Annotated in this window: 19 protein-coding genes; 9 read left to right on the forward strand and 10 right to left on the reverse strand. The window is 46.2% G+C overall.

Annotated elements, in window-relative coordinates; genetic code table 11:
* The first annotated feature begins 8 nt into the window (after positions 1 to 8).
* Positions 9 to 875 carry a hypothetical protein gene (locus KNQ08_RS13825; protein ID WP_214806160.1) on the forward strand — a complete coding sequence of 289 codons (867 nt, stop codon included), beginning with the start codon at positions 9 to 11 and terminating at the stop codon, positions 873 to 875.
* A gap of 107 nt (positions 876 to 982) precedes the next feature.
* On the opposite strand, the gene KNQ08_RS13830 is transcribed toward KNQ08_RS13825, so the two are convergent.
* The 3 genes from KNQ08_RS13830 to KNQ08_RS13840 form a co-directional block, all read right to left on the reverse strand.
* Positions 983 to 2,479 carry a M4 family metallopeptidase gene (locus tag KNQ08_RS13830; RefSeq protein WP_149428030.1) on the reverse strand — a complete coding sequence of 499 codons (1,497 nt, stop codon included), beginning with the start codon at positions 2,477 to 2,479 and terminating at the stop codon, positions 983 to 985.
* Between the two features lie 173 nt (positions 2,480 to 2,652).
* Positions 2,653 to 3,084 (reverse strand): GyrI-like domain-containing protein, encoded by a 432-nt coding sequence (locus KNQ08_RS13835; RefSeq protein WP_050677192.1) that lies wholly within the window; start codon positions 3,082 to 3,084, stop codon positions 2,653 to 2,655.
* An 18-nt stretch (positions 3,085 to 3,102) separates the two neighbouring features.
* The gene (locus KNQ08_RS13840; RefSeq protein WP_149428029.1) at positions 3,103 to 4,590 is read right to left on the reverse strand and encodes an HD domain-containing phosphohydrolase; all 1,488 of its coding nucleotides are present in this window, start codon (positions 4,588 to 4,590) and stop codon (positions 3,103 to 3,105) included.
* A gap of 255 nt (positions 4,591 to 4,845) precedes the next feature.
* Here KNQ08_RS13840 and KNQ08_RS13845 point away from each other — a divergent pair, with 255 nt between their 5' ends.
* From KNQ08_RS13845 to KNQ08_RS13865, 5 genes are all read left to right on the forward strand, one after another.
* On the forward strand, positions 4,846 to 7,236 hold the full coding sequence (locus tag KNQ08_RS13845) for an immune inhibitor A domain-containing protein (RefSeq protein WP_214725145.1): 2,391 nt from the start codon (positions 4,846 to 4,848) through the stop codon (positions 7,234 to 7,236).
* Positions 7,237 to 7,511: 275 nt separating this feature from the next.
* The gene (locus KNQ08_RS13850; protein ID WP_023469752.1) at positions 7,512 to 7,712 is read left to right on the forward strand and encodes a cold-shock protein; all 201 of its coding nucleotides are present in this window, start codon (positions 7,512 to 7,514) and stop codon (positions 7,710 to 7,712) included.
* 119 nt (positions 7,713 to 7,831) lie between these two features.
* Positions 7,832 to 8,797 (forward strand): ring-cleaving dioxygenase, encoded by a 966-nt coding sequence (locus KNQ08_RS13855; RefSeq protein WP_149428027.1) that lies wholly within the window; start codon positions 7,832 to 7,834, stop codon positions 8,795 to 8,797.
* Between the two features lie 78 nt (positions 8,798 to 8,875).
* Entirely contained in the window at positions 8,876 to 9,175 is a 300-nt protein-coding gene (locus KNQ08_RS13860; protein ID WP_050677188.1) for a DUF3817 domain-containing protein, read from the forward strand.
* Positions 9,176 to 9,280: 105 nt separating this feature from the next.
* Positions 9,281 to 10,513: a DEAD/DEAH box helicase gene (locus tag KNQ08_RS13865; RefSeq protein ID WP_214806162.1), complete on the forward strand. Its 1,233-nt coding sequence runs from the start codon at positions 9,281 to 9,283 to the stop codon at positions 10,511 to 10,513.
* A 67-nt stretch (positions 10,514 to 10,580) separates the two neighbouring features.
* Here KNQ08_RS13865 and KNQ08_RS13870 read toward each other — a convergent pair whose 3' ends face one another.
* The 3 genes from KNQ08_RS13870 to KNQ08_RS13880 all read right to left on the reverse strand — a co-directional run bounded on the left by KNQ08_RS13870 (position 10,581) and on the right by KNQ08_RS13880 (position 12,913).
* On the reverse strand, positions 10,581 to 10,994 hold the full coding sequence (locus KNQ08_RS13870) for a DUF2231 domain-containing protein (protein WP_149428026.1): 414 nt from the start codon (positions 10,992 to 10,994) through the stop codon (positions 10,581 to 10,583).
* A gap of 79 nt (positions 10,995 to 11,073) precedes the next feature.
* Complete coding sequence (locus tag KNQ08_RS13875) at positions 11,074 to 12,243, reverse strand: sensor histidine kinase (RefSeq protein ID WP_214806164.1); 1,170 nt, start codon at positions 12,241 to 12,243, stop codon at positions 11,074 to 11,076.
* Positions 12,236 to 12,913 (reverse strand): response regulator transcription factor, encoded by a 678-nt coding sequence (locus KNQ08_RS13880; RefSeq protein ID WP_214806166.1) that lies wholly within the window; start codon positions 12,911 to 12,913, stop codon positions 12,236 to 12,238. The genes KNQ08_RS13875 and KNQ08_RS13880 overlap by 8 nt, the downstream gene beginning before the upstream one ends.
* Positions 12,914 to 13,014: 101 nt before the next feature.
* Here KNQ08_RS13880 and KNQ08_RS13885 point away from each other — a divergent pair, with 101 nt between their 5' ends.
* From KNQ08_RS13885 to KNQ08_RS13895, 3 genes are read left to right on the forward strand one after another with little or no spacing between them, the layout of a single operon-like run.
* Positions 13,015 to 13,323: a hypothetical protein gene (locus tag KNQ08_RS13885; RefSeq protein WP_023469745.1), complete on the forward strand. Its 309-nt coding sequence runs from the start codon at positions 13,015 to 13,017 to the stop codon at positions 13,321 to 13,323.
* Positions 13,324 to 13,334: 11 nt separating this feature from the next.
* The gene (locus tag KNQ08_RS13890) at positions 13,335 to 14,225 is read left to right on the forward strand and encodes an FAD:protein FMN transferase (protein WP_214806168.1); all 891 of its coding nucleotides are present in this window, start codon (positions 13,335 to 13,337) and stop codon (positions 14,223 to 14,225) included.
* Positions 14,222 to 14,791, forward strand: a complete 570-nt coding sequence (locus tag KNQ08_RS13895) for a ferric reductase-like transmembrane domain-containing protein (protein WP_251133723.1) — start codon at positions 14,222 to 14,224, stop codon at positions 14,789 to 14,791. Before KNQ08_RS13890 ends, KNQ08_RS13895 begins: the two co-directional genes overlap by 4 nt.
* 9 nt (positions 14,792 to 14,800) lie before the next feature.
* Here the strand turns inward: KNQ08_RS13895 and KNQ08_RS13900 are convergent, their stop codons facing one another.
* The 4 genes from KNQ08_RS13900 to KNQ08_RS13915 all read right to left on the reverse strand — a co-directional run bounded on the left by KNQ08_RS13900 (position 14,801) and on the right by KNQ08_RS13915 (position 18,010).
* Complete coding sequence (locus KNQ08_RS13900; RefSeq protein ID WP_214772268.1) at positions 14,801 to 15,586, reverse strand: alpha/beta hydrolase family protein; 786 nt, start codon at positions 15,584 to 15,586, stop codon at positions 14,801 to 14,803.
* A 132-nt stretch (positions 15,587 to 15,718) separates the two neighbouring features.
* Entirely contained in the window at positions 15,719 to 17,275 is a 1,557-nt protein-coding gene (locus tag KNQ08_RS13905; protein WP_023469741.1) for an ABC-F family ATP-binding cassette domain-containing protein, read from the reverse strand.
* Positions 17,276 to 17,306: 31 nt separating this feature from the next.
* Complete coding sequence (locus tag KNQ08_RS13910; protein WP_023469740.1) at positions 17,307 to 17,480, reverse strand: hypothetical protein; 174 nt, start codon at positions 17,478 to 17,480, stop codon at positions 17,307 to 17,309.
* Between the two features lie 86 nt (positions 17,481 to 17,566).
* Positions 17,567 to 18,010, reverse strand: a complete 444-nt coding sequence (locus tag KNQ08_RS13915) for a hypothetical protein (protein WP_058704372.1) — start codon at positions 18,008 to 18,010, stop codon at positions 17,567 to 17,569.
* Positions 18,011 to 18,018: the final 8 nt, after the last annotated feature.

An 18,018-nucleotide genomic window follows, 5' to 3' on the forward strand; every position in this document is an offset into this window, starting at 1 on the left:
AACCATACATGAGTGAACACCAACAAGAACAAGAACGACAGTCTCGACAAGAAAGACGGAAACAAAAACGAAATCGTCGAGGGATTGCCTTTGGTGGTATTCTCGCGACATTATTCATCGTCGGTGGTTGGTTGTATATGTTGACGAACAACGATGCTTCTCAAGCGACATCTACACTTGAAAAACCGAAAACGACCAATCAAGCAACACAAAACGAGGAGTCGGAGAAGGAAACAGCAGCAACGGATGATAAAAAAGAAGCGAAAAAAGAAAAGAAGAAATCAAAGAAAAAAGCAGCAGAGTATGCGCAAGCGGCTTGGGTGACGCGTCCGTTCGCGAACGTTTACGGTGATGCGAATCGTAGTAGTGTCATCTACAAAGCAGATTTAGGTGATGTTTATGAGGTACTGGATGCGAAGGACGGCATGGTCCATCTCAAACTCAATGACAGCATCGAAGGATACTTACCGGAAAGTGATGTTCGTTTGGAAGCACCAAAAGGGACGTCAGACGAAGCCGTTCTTGCGGCGCTCTCGCAAGCAGTCGCTAATCAACCGATTGACAAGCCGGAGCAGTATCTCGGAAAACCGATTGCTGAATTCGAAGCGAAGTATGGTGCTGTTGGTAATACACAACAGGATGCCGTCAATACGTATTACTTCTCGAATGCTGGATATCTGCTTGTCGTCTCGGATGGAATCATTGAAGCGATTGACTGGACGAATGCTTCGACTGGTGGATTATCGACACTGGGTGAACCCGTCGTCGATACGAGCTATGGTACGTGGTACGAGGGAGAATCCTTACAACTAAAAGTGTTCCCGGACAACGGAAAGATGCGTCTACGTCTTGCGCGTGATCCTGGACAAGAATGAATGAACGGCGAATTCGCTTGAAGCGAGTTCGTCTTTTTTTTGCACAAAAAACCTCCCGAGTCCGACACTCAGGAGGAAATATGAAAATCCTTTGGGAGGAGATTTTCTTAGTATACGCCTACTGCATCAAATGATTTCGCTGCAGCTGTTGCTTCTGCACTTGTTGAACCGTAAAGGTCTTTCGCCGATTGAACGACTGCTGCACGGAGTGAGCTGAAGTTCGAGTTTGGAGTCAAGTACACGTTGAGGGCACGGTAGTAGATCGCACCGAGTTTCGGTACACCGATTCCTGTGACAGATACGTTGTAGAACGTTCCGCCGTTACCGAGGAGGTAAGCAGCTTTGTTGATGATACCAGAGTTGATGTGGACACCACCGTTATCTTGCGTACCTGTGTAACGTTTAGAGTAGTGATCTGGATCACCGTAAGCAGCTGGGTTCGACATCGAACGGAGTGCGTCACCGCTGACTCCTGGTGTGTAGATGTCTTCTCCTACGAGCCAGTCAAAGTTCGATCCGACTGTATACTCAGCTACTGTACCCATGATATCTGAGACGGCTTCGTTGATCGCACCAGATTCGTTTTGGTACACGAGACCAGCTGTGTATTCTGTGACAGCGTGTGTCAATTCGTGAGCGACGACGTCAAGTGCGCCTGAAAGTGCGACGAATGTCGTGCCATCTCCGTCACCATAGACCATCTTCGTGCCATCCCAGAATGCGTTGTTGTAGTTCGTTGAATAGTGGACCGTTGAGTTCAAGCGTGCACCAGCGTTGTCGTAACTGTTACGACCATATGTGTTTTTATAGAAGTCATATGTTTTTGCAGCGTTGACGTGTGCACTGACAGCAGCGCGGTCATATGTCGCGTTGAAGACGTTATCTGCATCTGCCCAGAGTGTTCCCGGGAGTGATGTCCGGTTTTTCGCGTCGTATGTGTAGACACCTTTTCCACGCGTTGTATCTTGAAGATAGTATTTCCCAGCACTCAACGTCGTGTTGAACGTTGCGCTTGTGCCAAGTACAGTCGTACCTGTTGCATGAGCGAGTTGGTCGAATTTGTTAAGTACTTTACCTGAGTTCGCATCGATGAAGTATGTCCAACGTGATGGCTCTTTGCCAGCGAGGACTGTCGATGTGACTTTGTATGCATAGACAGCATCATCTTTTACTGGATAGATGACGAGTTCTGCTTTTGGAGCGACTTCGAATTTAGAAGCCTTGATTGCTTTTTGATAAAGTTTGATGGCTTTCTTTTCAGAGAGCGTTGCTTTTTTCGCGAGACCTGGTTTTCCTTTGACGTTGATTGCATCGTTTACGACTGCTTTCAAAGTACCGTCTTTCGCGACGTTCCCGACGACGACACTACCAAAGACAGGGACGCCATCCACTTCTTGTTGGAGACGTACGATCTGTGAAGATCCGTCTTTTTCGACGTTCTGAACAGCAAAGTCACCCTTTTTGTTCACGAAATCTTTAACGATCGTTGCAGCTGGTTCTGACGAAGCTTTCGTGAGCTTACCAGACTGAAGACCTTCTGCACCTACTACCGTAGGAACGACAAGTACACTTGCGACAAGCGATGTAGCGAGAAACTTTTTCAAAATAAATCGCCTCCTTGTTTGGGTTGAGTCTAACTATGCCAAAGAATCAGAGAAGCGAGAATAAGTCATTCGAATTAAATAGAATTTTCTGAATATAGTCCGTAGTACCTGGACTGAATTATTAAGTGTAAAAGATATTTCAAGACGAAAAAAGAACCATTCAAGAGAATGGTTCAGCGAATGCGTTGGTAGAGATGGTGGACGTCATCTCGGGTCTCATCAATTTTAAAATCATGTGGGTCAAGTTCAATTCCTTGTTTTGAAGCGAAGCGTTGGATTTTCTCGAACGATTTCCAAATTTCGATATCCGGTCCTTCGTGCTTCCAGAAGACATAACGCGCAGCAGGAATCCGATGCCCTTTCATACCTTTAGGAATCTGTTCAAGCGACGAGACGGGATACCCGACACATTGCGAATATTTGGTTCCGTTTCGTTCGAGCGAGATATCGAGCGGATAGCTGTCCAGCTTTGCAGGGATCTCATGCGAACGTCTTGAAAATTCACGCCAGAGTTCCGGCATCAATGTATGCAACTCGTTCTCTTCACACGTCAGTCCAAGTCCCACAAAATAAAATTCATGGCGTTCAACGATTTTTGGATGCATCAGAAACTCCCTTCCTTCTTATGACACGTCCTCGACGGGCGAACGCTTCAAATCTAGAAATAGACGCGTAAAGGTGGCGTCCCATTGTGTACCCATACCTTCTTCTAAAATCGACAAGGCTTTTTCTGCGGACATTCCCTTACGATAAGGACGGTCGGATGTCATCGCATCATAGGCGTCAGCAATCGCCATGATTCGACCGAAGAGTGGAATGTCCTCTCCTACGAGACCTTCCGGATACCCCTTTCCGTCATAGCGTTCGTGATGGTACTTTACCCCAGGAAGAATCGGTTGTAACGTCTTTGGTAGCTGAACTTGCGATAGAATGTGCACACCGATGACTGGATGTTGCTGAATGATCTGAAATTCTTCGTCTGTGAGACGTCCTTCTTTCAATAACACATCGTCTCGAATCCCAATTTTTCCGATGTCATGTAACAGCGCGGATTTACGTAACAGTTCGATTTGTTCGTTCGGTAGATTGGCAGCGGTAGCGATTTCGACTGAATAGGCAGCGACACGAACGGAATGACCGGCTGTGTAAGGATCACGGGCATCTAGTGTCGCAGCAAACAAGGTAAACAAACTATCAAGTAACTGTTCGTTTTCCGCATCACGCTTTTTAATACCTTCCATCATCAAGTTAAAACCAGAAACGAGATGGGAGAACTCGTCTGAATATGGATTCGGTAATGAGACGAGTCGATTGCTTTCGACATCTTGAATCCCTTGTTGCAGGGTAGCGATTGGTTTACGGATGTTTTCATAGAGAAGAAGACTACAAAACGTCGCAACGGATAAGATGACGATTAAAATAAGTGTCGCCCAACTCCAGTAAGAGCGAAGGCTCTCATTTTCCGTTAACTGGACAGCTGAGGCGAGAACGAACAGCATGATCGGGAAAACACCGATGATGAGTATGCTGATGAGCATTTTTTGTCTTAGCGTGACAACTGTCGTTTTTTTAGGAAAATCAAATCCATGTTCAAAAGCATACTTCTCTAACGTCAGAAGCATGTGCTCCGTGACACGATAGGTTAGAAAAAACTCAATCAGCGCATGCAGAATGGCGACGAGGACCGCACCAAAACAAGCAAGACCAATCAAATAGTACGGCATCTGTAACCATCCTTGAGAGATCGCTAGTGCTGTCAGAAGTGAAGCGGGAACAGAAAGTCCTAAAAAATGAGGTCCCATGATGCGCTGGACAGTCAGTACCGGAAAACGATGTACCGTTTGATAAGCCTCCTGAAACGAGACGAGAGACGGAATATCGTTTTGGAAGAAACGACGTAAAGGGTGAATATGTCGCGAATAGACTGTGTATTCGAGTAAAAACATCAGACTGACAGATACGGCCATGAGCCCCATCAACATCAATTGTTCGGTTCTAGTGAAGGTGAGGGTCTCAAAAATAAACAGACATCCGACGCCGAAGACAGCGACGAATGAACCGATTAGATAGTTCCTTAGTAAGTGACGTTCAAAACGTTGTAAAGCGCTCATTGTATCCTCCCTTAAGTGAATTAGAGTGCTTTCAGCGTACCGTTTTCTAAAATAATAAGAACGTATTTTTTTGAAAAAGAGGTGAAAGAATCCTTTGAAAATCTTTTGAAAATAATCCCCAAAAATAGGTATGGTTACAAAGCACTAATTGTCTTAAAAGCAATTGATTAACGAAATAAAATAATCTATGATTTGAATATTCAGAAAAGTATAGTAATCAGATGCTTTTCACTAATACATAGGGGGTCAATTCACGTGGGAAAAAAGAAACAGCTTAGCCTAGCCGTTCTATCTGGAATTACGGCAGCTGCATTTGCTGTTGGTCCGGTCTTACCTGGTGGGCAGGTAACGTCCGTACAAGCAGCAGAAAAAGTAGCACCTGGTGCACCGATGGATTTGAACACGGTCGATCAGGATCGATTAGCAAAAGTGCTTGAAAAACGTGGGGTCATCTCAAAAGCAGCTTCAGCAGAAGCAAAACAAAAAGCCGTTCAAAAGTATCTGGACAAAAAGGCGAACGGAAAACCGGACGTCGATCATGACCACGATCATGAATCAAGTAAAGAAGCCGCGTTTGATAAGAAAACAAAAGACTTCTTAACAAAACAAAAGGAACAACTTGCTAAACAATTAAAGAAAAAACACGACAACTACAAAAAAGGTAATCCGAATGGCTTCGTCAAAGTGGATAAAGCAAAACAGGCAGCCTATAACGGTGCGACACGGACGGACAAAGTCCTCGTCCTTCTCGTCGAGTACAGCGACTTCAAGCACAACAACGTCGTTCAAGAGCCTGGATATATGTATTCAGATGACTTCAACCAAAAACATTATCAAGATTTAATGTTTGGTGATCAAGAGTTCGAACTTTTCAACGGAGACAAAGTAAAAACGTTCAAACAGTTCTATGAAGAACAATCAGGTGGTAGTTACTCGGTAGATGGTACGGTGTCCAATTGGTTGACTGTTCCTGGAACAGCAAAAGATTATGGTTCGGATAATCCTGCAGGTGGAAACGATAACTTGCCTGGCGCAAAAGGACCACGTGGTCTCGTCAAGGATTCCTTGAATGCAGCTGTTAAAGCTGGCATTAACTTAGCAGATTACGATAAGTTCGACCAGTACGATATGGACGGCGATGGCGACTTGAATGAGCCAGATGGTCTCGTCGATCACTTGATGATCATTCATGCTGGTACAGGACAAGAAGCAGGCGGCGGTAAGCTCGGTGACGACGCGATCTGGTCACACCGCTGGACACTTGGTAGCGTGTATCCTGTAGCGGATACGACGGCAAGCGTCAATTACTGGGGCGGAAAAATGGCTGCTTATGATTACACAGTTCAACCAGAAGATGGCGCAGTCGGCGTCTTCGCGCACGAATTTGGTCATGATCTTGGACTTCCTGATGAGTACGATACACAGTACACAGGTCAAGGTGAACCAGTTGCATCTTGGTCTATCATGAGTGGTGGTAGCTGGAATGGTAAAGTTGCTGGAACAGAACCAACAAGTTTCTCGCCACAAAACAAAGAGTTCTTCCAAAACGTGATGGGTGGAAACTGGGCGAACATCCAACAGATTGATTTTGATTCACTCACTAAGGCAGGAACGGCATCGTACCTCGACCAGAGTGTAACGAAATCAAAAAATCCAGGAATCATCAAAGTAAATCTACCGAAAAAACCAGTGAAAGGTATCACGCCGGCTTACGGTAAGAAGTATTACTACAGTACGAAAGGTGATGATCTTCATACGTCGATGACTTCACCAGAGTTCGATTTGACGAATGCAAAAGAAGCGAAGTTCGACTTCAAAGCCTTTTACGATGTTGAATTTGATTACGATTACTTGACAGTCACAGCTACTGCTGACGGTCAATCGAAAGTCATCGATAAAATCGGGGATCAAGATACAGATGGTGATCAGCGTGCTGAATCAACAAAAGGAGCATGGGTCGATAAATCATATGACCTGAGCGAATTTGCGGGTAAAAAAGTCACGTTGAAATTTGAATACGTGACAGATGGTGGACTTGCACTAGACGGATTTGCACTTGATAACGCGAAGTTGACAGTTGACGGTAAAGTCGTCTTTGAAGATGATGCAGAGGGTACTCCTAAGTTCACTCTAGATGGTTTCGTTGCTTCAGACGGTTTCTCTTATGCCGATAACGCGTACTACCTCGAATGGCGTAACTATGCAGGCTCGGATAAAGCACTCGAGCATGCACGAGGCGTTAAGTACAACACAGGTCTTGTCGTCTGGTATGGCGATTCAAGCTTCAACGATAACTGGGTTGGCGTACACCCAGGTGAAGGATTCCTCGGAGTCGTCGACTCACATCCTGAAGCAATCGTTGGAACACTCAACGGTAAGCCGGTTACGACAGGAAGCACACGTTACCAGATCGCAGATGCTGCTTTCAGTTATGATAAAGCACCTGCATGGCTCATCGATTCGCCATCACGTGGACTCTATGACTACAAAGGTCTCCCAGGTGTGACGAAGTTTGATGATTCGAAATCGTACATCAACCAGTTGATTCCGGACGCAGGGAAATTGCTTCCGAACAACGGGCTGAAGATTCAAGTCATCGGTGAAGCGAAAGACAACTCTGCTGGAGCAGTCTGGATCCACCGTTAAAAACAGAAGAACAGGTTCAGTTTCGGCTGAACCTGTTTTTTATTTTAGTTATGTAGAAGAAGTGGAATCAATTGGAAAAAACATTGGTCTGACAACTTGACTTTTAAAGCGCATCCATTCTATACTTACGTTAGCTTAATATTGTTATTGTCATTACGGATTCACATCGTGTCACGAACAATCTTTTCGTTGCTCCATGTATTTCGGGACAATAATGAATTCTTTTCATATGCCCAGCATATGTATTAAGTAATTTATTTTTGGAGGTTGTTCCCATGAACACAGGTAAAGTAAAATGGTTTAACGCAGAAAAAGGTTTCGGTTTCATCGAAGTTGAAGGCGGAGAAGACGTATTCGTACATTTCTCAGCAATCACTGGTGAAGGCTTCAAAACTCTTGACGAAGGTCAAGAAGTTGAGTTCGAAATCACTGAAGGCGCACGTGGAGCACAAGCTGCTAACGTCGTAAAACTTTAATTTCAACTATTCAATCGTCCCTTTTCGGAGGGGCGGTTTTTTATTAGACTAATATCTTGAATTCAAGATAAATATGAGATATACTCCAATTACCAAATCATTGACAAGGAGTGAGGAAGATGGAATTACTCGGAATTCATCATGTATCAATCTTAACAGGCATGGCGGAACGCAATTATCAATTCTACACACAAATACTTGGCATGCGTCTGATCAAAAAGACTGTCAATCAAGATGACACGACATCGTATCATCTGTTTTATGGAGATGCGGAAGGGAATCCAGGAACGGACTTGACGTTTTTTGATATTCCGCATCTTGGAACGGGTGTACCGGGGGCATCGAGTATCTCTTCGACATCGCTTCGTGTCAAAACAACGGCTGCACTTCATTTTTGGAAACGACGTTTTGAAGCGAAAGGTGTAGATCACGATGAAATCGTCGAGCGAGCAGGGCGCCAAACACTAGCCTTTCGTGATCAGGAAGGAACACGCTTGATTCTCGTCGCGGAAGATGGTGAGGCAGGTGTCGCAGGTGGTGTACCATGGCCGCAAGAAGAGATTCCATCGGAGCATGCCATTGTTGGACTGGGAGCTGTCACATTAACGGTCAACGATCCGACGTTGACGATTCGTGTTCTGACGGAAGTCATGGGATTCCGAAAAGTAGGCTCTTATCCATCTTTAGCAGGTGACTTTGAACCGATTGAAGTCTATGCAACTGGAGAAGGTGGTATCGGAGCAGAGGTTCATATTGAGGCACGTCCAGATCTCGACCGAGAACGTCTCGGTCGTGGTGGTGTGCATCACGTCGCGTTCCGAGTGCCGAACAGTGATGAATATGAAAAGTGGGTCGAACGCTTGAATTCTCATCACTTACCGAACTCCGGTAAAGTCGATCGTCACTATTTCCAAGCTCTTTACTTCCGGGAACCGAACCATATCTTGTTTGAGCTTTCAACAGACACACCAGGGTTCGCGACGGATGAGTCCGTTGAAACATTAGGAGAGACGCTTGCGTTACCACCGTTTCTTGAACCAAAGCGAGCTGCCATCGAAGCACGGTTACGTCCACTCGAAATCTGACAATCCTGTGACACAGGTCACAGAAGGATCGTCCATCCCGTATACTAAGAACAGGAATCAAGAAAAAGGAGTGACGGGATGTTAAGAACTACGCTTGGGCAATTCCGAATGATTGCGATACTAGAAGGAATCTCGTTTTTAGTTTTACTGTTGATTGCGATGCCGTTAAAGTATATGGCGGATATTCCGCAAGCTGTTTCGGTCGTTGGCGCACTTCATGGTGTCTTGTTCGTCATGTATGCACTCTGGCTCGCGGTCGTGAAATTCAAATACGATTGGTCGATTATCAAGGCGGGGATTGCGTTCATCGCATCATTCATCCCGTTTGGTACATTCGTGCTCGACTGGAAGCTAAAACAGGAAGCAACAAACGCGTAAATTGTGTATACTGAATAGAGCACGGCTGTGGATAACTGTTTTTGTCTATGCGAAGCAGGTTATCCACAGCTTTTTTTCTGTGGATAATTTTTAGGAGGATATATCATGTCAACATTTGAAACATTACACATCAGCGATCTGTGGATAAAAAAATTACAAAAACAAGGCATCAAGGAGCCAACACCGATTCAAGAACAAGCGATTCCGTCATTACTCGACGGACGTGACTTGATTGGGCAGGCGCAAACGGGAACAGGAAAAACGTTAGCGTTTCTCTTACCAATCCTTGAGCAAATCGATGTCGAATCACAAACGGTTCAAGCATTGATTGTTGCACCAACACGTGAACTTGCGCGTCAAATTGCCGATGAGACGCATAAACTGATTCGGAACATGGAACAGTATCGTGCACTCGCTGTATACGGTGGACAAGACGTCTTTAAACAAATTCAACGACTCGGTCGGATGCCACAAATCATCATCGGGACACCAGGACGGATTCTTGACCATGTCGGTCGCGGCACACTTGATTTAAGTGAATTACGGACGCTTGTCTTAGATGAAGCAGATCAAATGCTGCAAATCGGTTTCTTGCCAGAAATCGAAGACATCATTGAAGCAGCACCGGTTGATCGTCAATTCGTCATGTTATCCGCAACGATGCCACCGAAGGTAGAGGAACTCGCAAAAACGTATTTGCGTAACCCGGTCGAAGTCCAAGTAGAGGCGGAAAGCATCACTGTTGAAGCGATTGAGCAGTTCGTCGTCGAAACAACGGATCGTCGCAAACAGGCGACACTGCGGACGATGCTTGACGAGATGCGTCCGTACGCAGCAATCATTTTCTGCCGTACGCAACGTCGCGTCAGTAAATTGAATGAAGAAATGCAGATGCAAGGGTATCCGACGGATGAATTGCATGGTGGACTAACGCAAGGGAAACGAGAAAAGGCGATGGCGAAGTTCTATCAAGGAAAAACACAATTCCTGATCGCAACAGACGTCGCTTCGCGTGGACTCGATGTGACAGGTGTGACACACGTCTTCAACTACGATTTACCGGACGATGCGGAAAGTTATGTTCACCGGATCGGTCGGACAGGACGTGCCGGGAACGACGGAATTGCTGTTTCGATCGTGACACCAAAAGATGGTCGGACGTTCCGTGATATGGAGCGGGAATTGAACATCACGGTCACGCCAATCGTCGTCGAATTATCTGAAGAAGCGATTCGCGCACAGCACGACCAAAGCAAAGGATCACGGAAGACGACAGAAGGACGTGGAAACACACGTCGTTCGAATAACCGTCGCCCGGGACGTGCACATCGTAAATAAACAGAAACAAGATAAAAGAGCCGGTCTACTTCTCTCATAAAAAGAGAAAATAGACCGGCTCTTGTTTTTATTTGGCATAGACCATCTGACCACCGAGATGTCCGGTATAAGCAAGCAACCCGCTACCGACGATCGCAACAACGAAACTAAGTAACAAAAACATTTTTTTGTTTGAACGGTAACCCAATAACAGAAATAACAGCGAGACGCCAAAGGCAAGAAGACTGAACAACGCGAAATGTTCATGATTTTCGATAGCAGCATGAGTAACACTGCTTAAGTTCGCTTCCGCATACTCTTCTGCTCCGTCTCCAGACAAATAGGCGACGACTCCGGAAATCAGACCGACGACTAACGTAAAAAGAGCAAACAGTTTGAATTGCGTCCATTTCAGACTGACGAGTAATAAGATCGTCGCAAATAATAAAAGTGCAATCGGTGCATGAACAAGAAGTGGATGAAGCGGTACGTTCCCCAACATATCAAAGACCTCCTTGGATAAGTATGGTAAAGCATAATTTCACTTTACCCTGCTTATCTGACAGTTAACTGACACCGTTTTAAAGAGTGGGGAAATGAATGATGAACCGTGTGCCCTCACCTAATGTGGAATCAATGGAAATCGTTCCGCCATGTTGCTCCGCAATGGATTGAGCGATTGATAACCCAAGACCAGTTCCTGTTCCGTGACGCGAATGGTCCCCCCGGTAAAAGCGCTCGAATATTTTAGTTTGTTGATCGGAAGCGATACCGATTCCACGGTCCTGTATCATCAACTGGCGTTCTGTAGTAGTTTCTTCGAGGGAGACATCAATGACGTCATCACTGTAGACAAGAGCATTTTCAAGAAAGACCGTCAATAAGCGGTTCAATTGATGGGCATCCCCCTTCATGCGTAAGTCAGGCATTATCGAAGCATGGATGACACGATCCGAGTAGGCATGCTGAAAACGTTCGACGGTCTTTTGAACGAGTGAACTAAGGTCAACTTCCTGTTTCGGTGAAGGTTGTCCTTCTCGCGCAAGTAATAATAAATCAGAGACTAAATACTGCATGCCTGCCGTTTCTGCTTTAATGTCCTCTAGAATCGTACGCCCTTCATTCGAAAGTGATTCCGCTTCTAGCAATTCAATTCCGCTATAGACGATTGTCAGAGGTGTCCGTAGTTCATGTGAAGCATCGGACGTAAAACGACGTTGGCGATCGAATGCTTGTTGCACCGGAATGACGGCTCGACCAGCAAGAATGTATCCGACTAGCGTCAGGACAATCGTTGCGAGCACCGCGATCCCCGCCAGAACGGCAATCAATCGCTGTAAGGTGTCTTCGGTCGGAGAGATGTCCTTCATCAGTAGTAGTCGTCCTTCTTCGGTACTCCGTTGATACAGCAAGAAGTGTCGATCATCCCATTCCACTTGTTTCGTCGTATCATTCGAGCTTAAAAAACGGCGTAGTGTTTTAGACTCGACGTCTGGCGGCAGACTTGCATAGCGTTCGTTTCCTGAACCGTCGAGTAACTGGAAATAGATCGGATTTCGAATGAATTGATCTTCCCCGTGCTCGATCCGTTCGAAGATATCTCGATCAGATACGCCCTTCAATTGATTCAATTCCATTCGATTCAGCAATTGGGCGTTCGTGACATACACACCGATCAGGATGAGGACTAGTACAAGAAAAAACGAGCCACTGAATAACAAGGTCAGTCGTTTTCGAATCGATTCAAGCATGCGGATCACCTAAACGATAACCGAACCCGCGAACTGTCCGGATCAAATTAGGAGCACCGACCGCATCTAATTTTTTACGAACGAGTCGGACGAGCGCATCGAGCGCGTTATCCGTAATATCCGCACCGCTCCCCCACACGACTTCGATGATTAATTCACGACTCATGACCTGTTCAGGTCGTCTTAACAGTAAGGAAAGGAATTCAAATTCACGTCGTGTTAAATCAATCGGATGATGTTCGTAGGAAATCGTTTGTGACGATAGATCGAGGACTAGTCCGTTGAAGGAGACCGTCGACACGAATGCCTTTTGTTGACGACGACTGAGCGCGCGCAAACGTGCCAGTAATTCATTCGATTGAAACGGTTTAACGAGATAGTCATCGGCTCCACTATCGAGACCATGAACGAGATCGATTTCCGTATCGCGAGCAGTCAGCATCAAAATGCCACCTTCAAACTGTTCTTTCCGTAAGGTAGCGGCGACTTCGACTCCGCTCTTGCGAGGCATCATCCAATCGAGAACGAGTAAGTCATAGCGATACGTCTGACATTGGAGGAGCGCTTCCACTCCATCCTGCGCAACATCTACCTGATATCCTGCCCGCTCCAAATGGAGGCGTAACATCTTCGCAAGACGCTGATCATCTTCTGCTACCAAAACGCGCATGCACATCGCTCCTCTTTTTTTCTCATTATCCCATAGTTGCCGTCAGTTAGTTGTCAGTTTTTTTCGATACAGTAAACGTAACAAGAAGGGAGAGAAAACAGATGAAACCCAAACCATTTGCGAAATGGCTCGTCGGGCTTAGTAGTTCCGTCTTCATCGGACTTGCGATTGGTCAGTTGAGTGTTAGCTCGAACGATTCCTCTACGACACCTGTTTCGACAGGCGATACGTATTCGAACGATACGACGCTACCATCTCAAGGGAATCAGTATAGCGATGATGAAGGCGAATACGAAGGGGATGATGGATATTACGAAGATGACGATGATGATCAATGGCAAGGTGATGAATCGTCTGGCTTCAGTCAACCCGGTGGATCAAGTGACGGTCAGTCTAGCCATTCGAGGTAAGGAGGAGGAAGATGGAGCGACAATTGTATGCGATGCATAATCAGGTGCGGTTCGTGACGGATCAGCCGATCGATGAAGCAGAATGGGAGGAACTTGTCCGATTCTTTCATTATGTGGATCGGCAGTGGTCACGCTTTGATAAGCAAAGTGAAGTCAGTCGATTGAATCGCTTACGGATCGGCGACACGTTATCTGTGTCCTTACCGTTAGCCCGCTTACTGGGCCGCGCCACACGATACTTCGAGCAGACCGAACGTTATTTTTCCCCATTCCTGCTGGCGCAACAACAAGCCAATGGCTATCGCCAATCATTTCCCTTCACACAAGCTGTCGTTTATGAAGAGGTTGCTCCACCAGAGATCCCCCCGTTCATCATTGAAGGATGTGACGTGACTCGAGTCGGAGGCGGTTTTATCGACCTAGGTGGAATCGGAAAAGGAGCTGCCGCGATGATTGCAGCGCAGCGACTACGAAAAAGCTGGAGTCGTGGATTGATTGAAGCGGGAGGTGACGTCATCGTCTGGTCCGAGGAGGAACCATGGAATATCACGATCACGCATCCCGAGACCGAACAACGCGTCGCTGACATGCAATTACGACAAGGTGCGATTGCGACATCGAACCGTGTCTATCGATCGTGGAAGACGGACGGACAGACGCATCATCATTTGTTAGATGGACGAACAGGACGTCCGACGAGAAGTCCGATTCTTCAAGTGACGGCATCTGCGCCACAACTCTATGAAGCCGAAGTCATGACGAAGCTTGCCTTTCAGATGACAGAGGCAGAACGTCAAGAAAAGCTGTTTCGTTGGTTTCCAAAAGGACGATTATTGATCTTGGATACTGCTGGGGAATGGCGAAGTGAACAGAAGGGAGTGAGTGAGATATGGACTGGATGAAATGGTTGTTCTCGACATGGACGATGATTCGATTGAGTGGATTAAGTGGGCACTTCTTCATGACGATTTCTGTCTTAGCGGGATTGCTCGGTTCCTACCCGGCACTCAAAAAACAAAAAGCACGACTGCATCACGTGCACTTATATAGTGGCTGGGCAGGTTTGCTCGCAATCGTCCTTCATGCGACGCTCATCATCGTCGATTCATACGCACCACTGACAATCTTTGAGGTCCTGATTCCGGGCCAAGCTTCTTATGAACCACTCTGGAATGCGCTAGGAACAATCAGTCTCTACTTATTCGGGTTCGTTCTCGTGACTTCGGATTTCTTGAAGGAGACGCTAGGCAAGACGCTTTGGAAATTGACACACTGGCTCGTCTTACCTGCTTGGCTATTAATGACGGCACACGGTCTATTCATCGGTACGGATACCGGAACCCTGTTTACGACGATCTGGTACGCTGTCTCAACACTGACGATGTTTACGCTCGTCCTATACCGGATGCGGATCCGTCCTGTGCAACGGACTCGAACTTCAGCAAAAGAGCGCTCAGTCGTACGCTGAGCGCTCTTTTCATTGTCGTGCGAGCCAAGCTGTCCATTCGTTAAAGGCAGCGTCCCGATTCTCGATATAGTTGTGATCACTATCGACAATCGCTTCCTCGAACGGACTGTCGGGTAGCAATAAGTCATGATGAAGCGCTTTGATTGATGTTTCGTCCCGTTCTGACGTCATAAGCAACATCGAGCGATCGGCTAGACGTTCTTTTAGCGTCAGTAAGTTCCAAGTCGTATGATGATGCTTCAACTCGTCGAGTAACGCGTCAGCAGCGGCACCATTCAGGAACGAAGCTCCTCGTTCGAGTACACCGTGTAGCGCAGCTTCGTATTCCGGGTGTTCGAGGACGAGCTGACCGACGAGACCAAAATTAAACGGAGAGATCCCGACATAATGTGCAGCCTCCGGTGTCTCAGCAAAAGCATGTAGACCGGCGAATCCACCCATGCTATGACCAACGACGGTAATCTGATCCGCCTTGATGCCATGTTCGGCAGTGAAAGGCTCTGAGCAGACGTGCTGTAGTGTCGCGGTCGCATCTTCCAAAACATGTTGGAATCGAAAGGTTCCAGGACTACCGATCGTTCCACGATACGACGTGACGAGTACATGGTACCCTGCACTTTGAAGTTGAACTGCCCAGTCCATGTTCAACTGTTTCCCGGGAAATCCGTGGAAGAGTACAATCAGTGGAGCATCCGCTGTATGTTCAGGTGAATAGAGACGGGCAATCAACTGTTCTGAACCACCGCTTGGAACATGGAGATAGGATAGTGTTGCCTTTTTCGTGATCGTTTCCAAAAAAACACGCTCCTTCATAATCATTTTCTAAGTCTTAGTGTGCGTGAAGATGCACGATCATGCAATGATTAAGTGTATGAACTAAAAAGATGGGATACCCTTCTGGGCATCCCATCTTTTGTATGATGTAGCTTAGAATACTTTTGTCGTCCATGATTCACAGTTCCATAAGTCTGTCGCAACAGCTTCATAGAATTCTGGTTCGTGTGAGATCAACAGGACTGTTCCTTTGTACTCTTGTAACGCACGTTTTAATTCTTCTTTGGCTTCGACGTCCAAGTGGTTCGTCGGCTCATCGAGTACGAGGATGTTCGATTCCGTATTCATCAATTTACAAAGACGGACTTTCGCTTTTTCCCCACCGCTGAGCACTTCGATTTTCGATTCGATGTGTTTCGTCATCAAACCACACTTCGCGAGCATAGCACGGACTTGTTGTTGTGTCAGAGACGGGAACGTATTCCAAATCTCTTCGATACACGTATTCGAGTTCTTCTCTTTAACTTCTTGTTCGAAGTACCCGATATGCAAGTTCTCGCCTCGCTCAACGACACCCGAGACAGCTGGAATTTCACCGAGCAAACTCTTGAGCAACGTCGATTTCCCGATTCCGTTCGCACCGTGCAACGCAATCTTCTGCCCACGTTCGATCGTCAGATCAAGAGGGCGCGAAAGTGGCTCATCGTATCCGATGACGAGACCTTTTGCTTCGAACATCAATTTACTTGGTGTCCGTGCTTGGAGGAAGTGGAACTCTGGTTTTGGACGCTCTTGCGCAAGTTCGATGACATCCATCTTATCGAGCTTCTTCTGACGTGACATCGCCATGTTCCGTGTCGAGACACGTGCCTTGTTCCGGGCAACGAAGTCCTTCAACTCAGAGATTTCCTGCTGTTGACGCTTGAACGCAGACTCGAGTTGCTTTTTCTTCGCTTCATGGATCGTAACGAAGTTGTCGTAATCACCGACATAACGATTCAATTCTTGATTTTCCATATGATAAATCAAGTTGATGACGCTATTGAGGAATGGAATGTCGTGCGAAATCAAGATGAACGCATTCTCATATTCATTCAAGTAGCGTTTCAACCATTCGATATGCTGGACATCGAGATAGTTGGTCGGCTCATCAAGTAAGAGAATGTCCGGTTTTTCAAGAAGGAGTTTGGCGAGCAGGATTTTCGTCCGCTGTCCACCACTGAGCTCTTGTACATCCCGGTCGAGTCCGATCTCATCGAGCCCAAGACCGCGCGCGATTTCTTCGACTTTTGCATCGATCGTATAGAAGTCGTTATTCGTCAGAATGTCCTGCAAGACGCCGACTTCTTCGAGCATTTTTTCCAGTTCCTCTGGCTCGACTTCGCCCATTTTACCGTACAAATCATTGATTTCCTGTTCGATGTCGAACATGTACTGGAATGCACCTTTAAGTGCATCGCGGATGGTTAATCCTTTTTCAAGGACAGCGTGCTGATCCAAATAACCAACGCGTACATGCTTCGCCCATTCGACTTTTCCTTCATCCGGCTCAAGTTGCGACGTAATGATGTTCATGAACGTCGATTTTCCTTCACCGTTCGCACCGACGAGACCGATGTGCTCGCCTTTTAACAGGCGGAAGGAGACATTTTCGAAAATGGCGCGGTCACCGAATCCGTGACTTAAGTTAGATACCGTTAAAATACTCATAATTACTCCTTATTTCATGAATTCCTGTGACTTAGACGCCTGTCCGTTTTTTCTGGTTGTTTGCTTTTTTCGTCTGTTGGCTCGTCAATTGTTTCGTTTGTGTTCCTTGTAAGCCAGTCGGACGTTTTGTTTGCGCTTGTTTTTTTGCTTTCAAGCGTTCAATCATTGCCTCTTGCAATGATAGTTTTTTTGGTTGTTCACTCATGTTCGTTCACCTCGATTGATTCGTTCTTACTTTCTAGTATGCCAAAAAAAACGTCTCTTGGAAATGAAGAGACCTGATTTTACATCTCAAAGTGTATCGGCAAGATAGACGACGTAACAATTCCGGTCGATATCGATTTCACAGCTGTCACGCTCAAACACACCGTGGCCTTCGACTTCGATCTTGTCCTTGATCAAAAAACGCATCGCTTGGACGTGATTCGGAACCGTTGATGTCTTTAAGAGCGGTTGCGCGCTGTCAGATAAATACTGTCTGAACTCTATATGAATTTGATGCGGTGGATAAACGCGTTCTTCTGTCGCACGTGGTGATGCTTTAATGTGGTCGACGATCAATTGATCATATTCACCTGCCATCTCATTGGAACGAAGCTCGTATTGATGTCCTTCGATGATATGGAATTCGCAGAGTTGGTGGGCAATGATCTCTTCCGGTTCGATCGCATAACGATCATATTGATAGATCGGATGGAATTCACCATTTTCTTCAACGTAGTAGGCAAGTGACATGCGTAAAT

This window comes from Exiguobacterium sp. s46 (assembly GCF_018618875.1).
GTDB classification, from domain to species: domain Bacteria; phylum Bacillota; class Bacilli; order Exiguobacteriales; family Exiguobacteriaceae; genus Exiguobacterium_A; species Exiguobacterium_A abrahamii.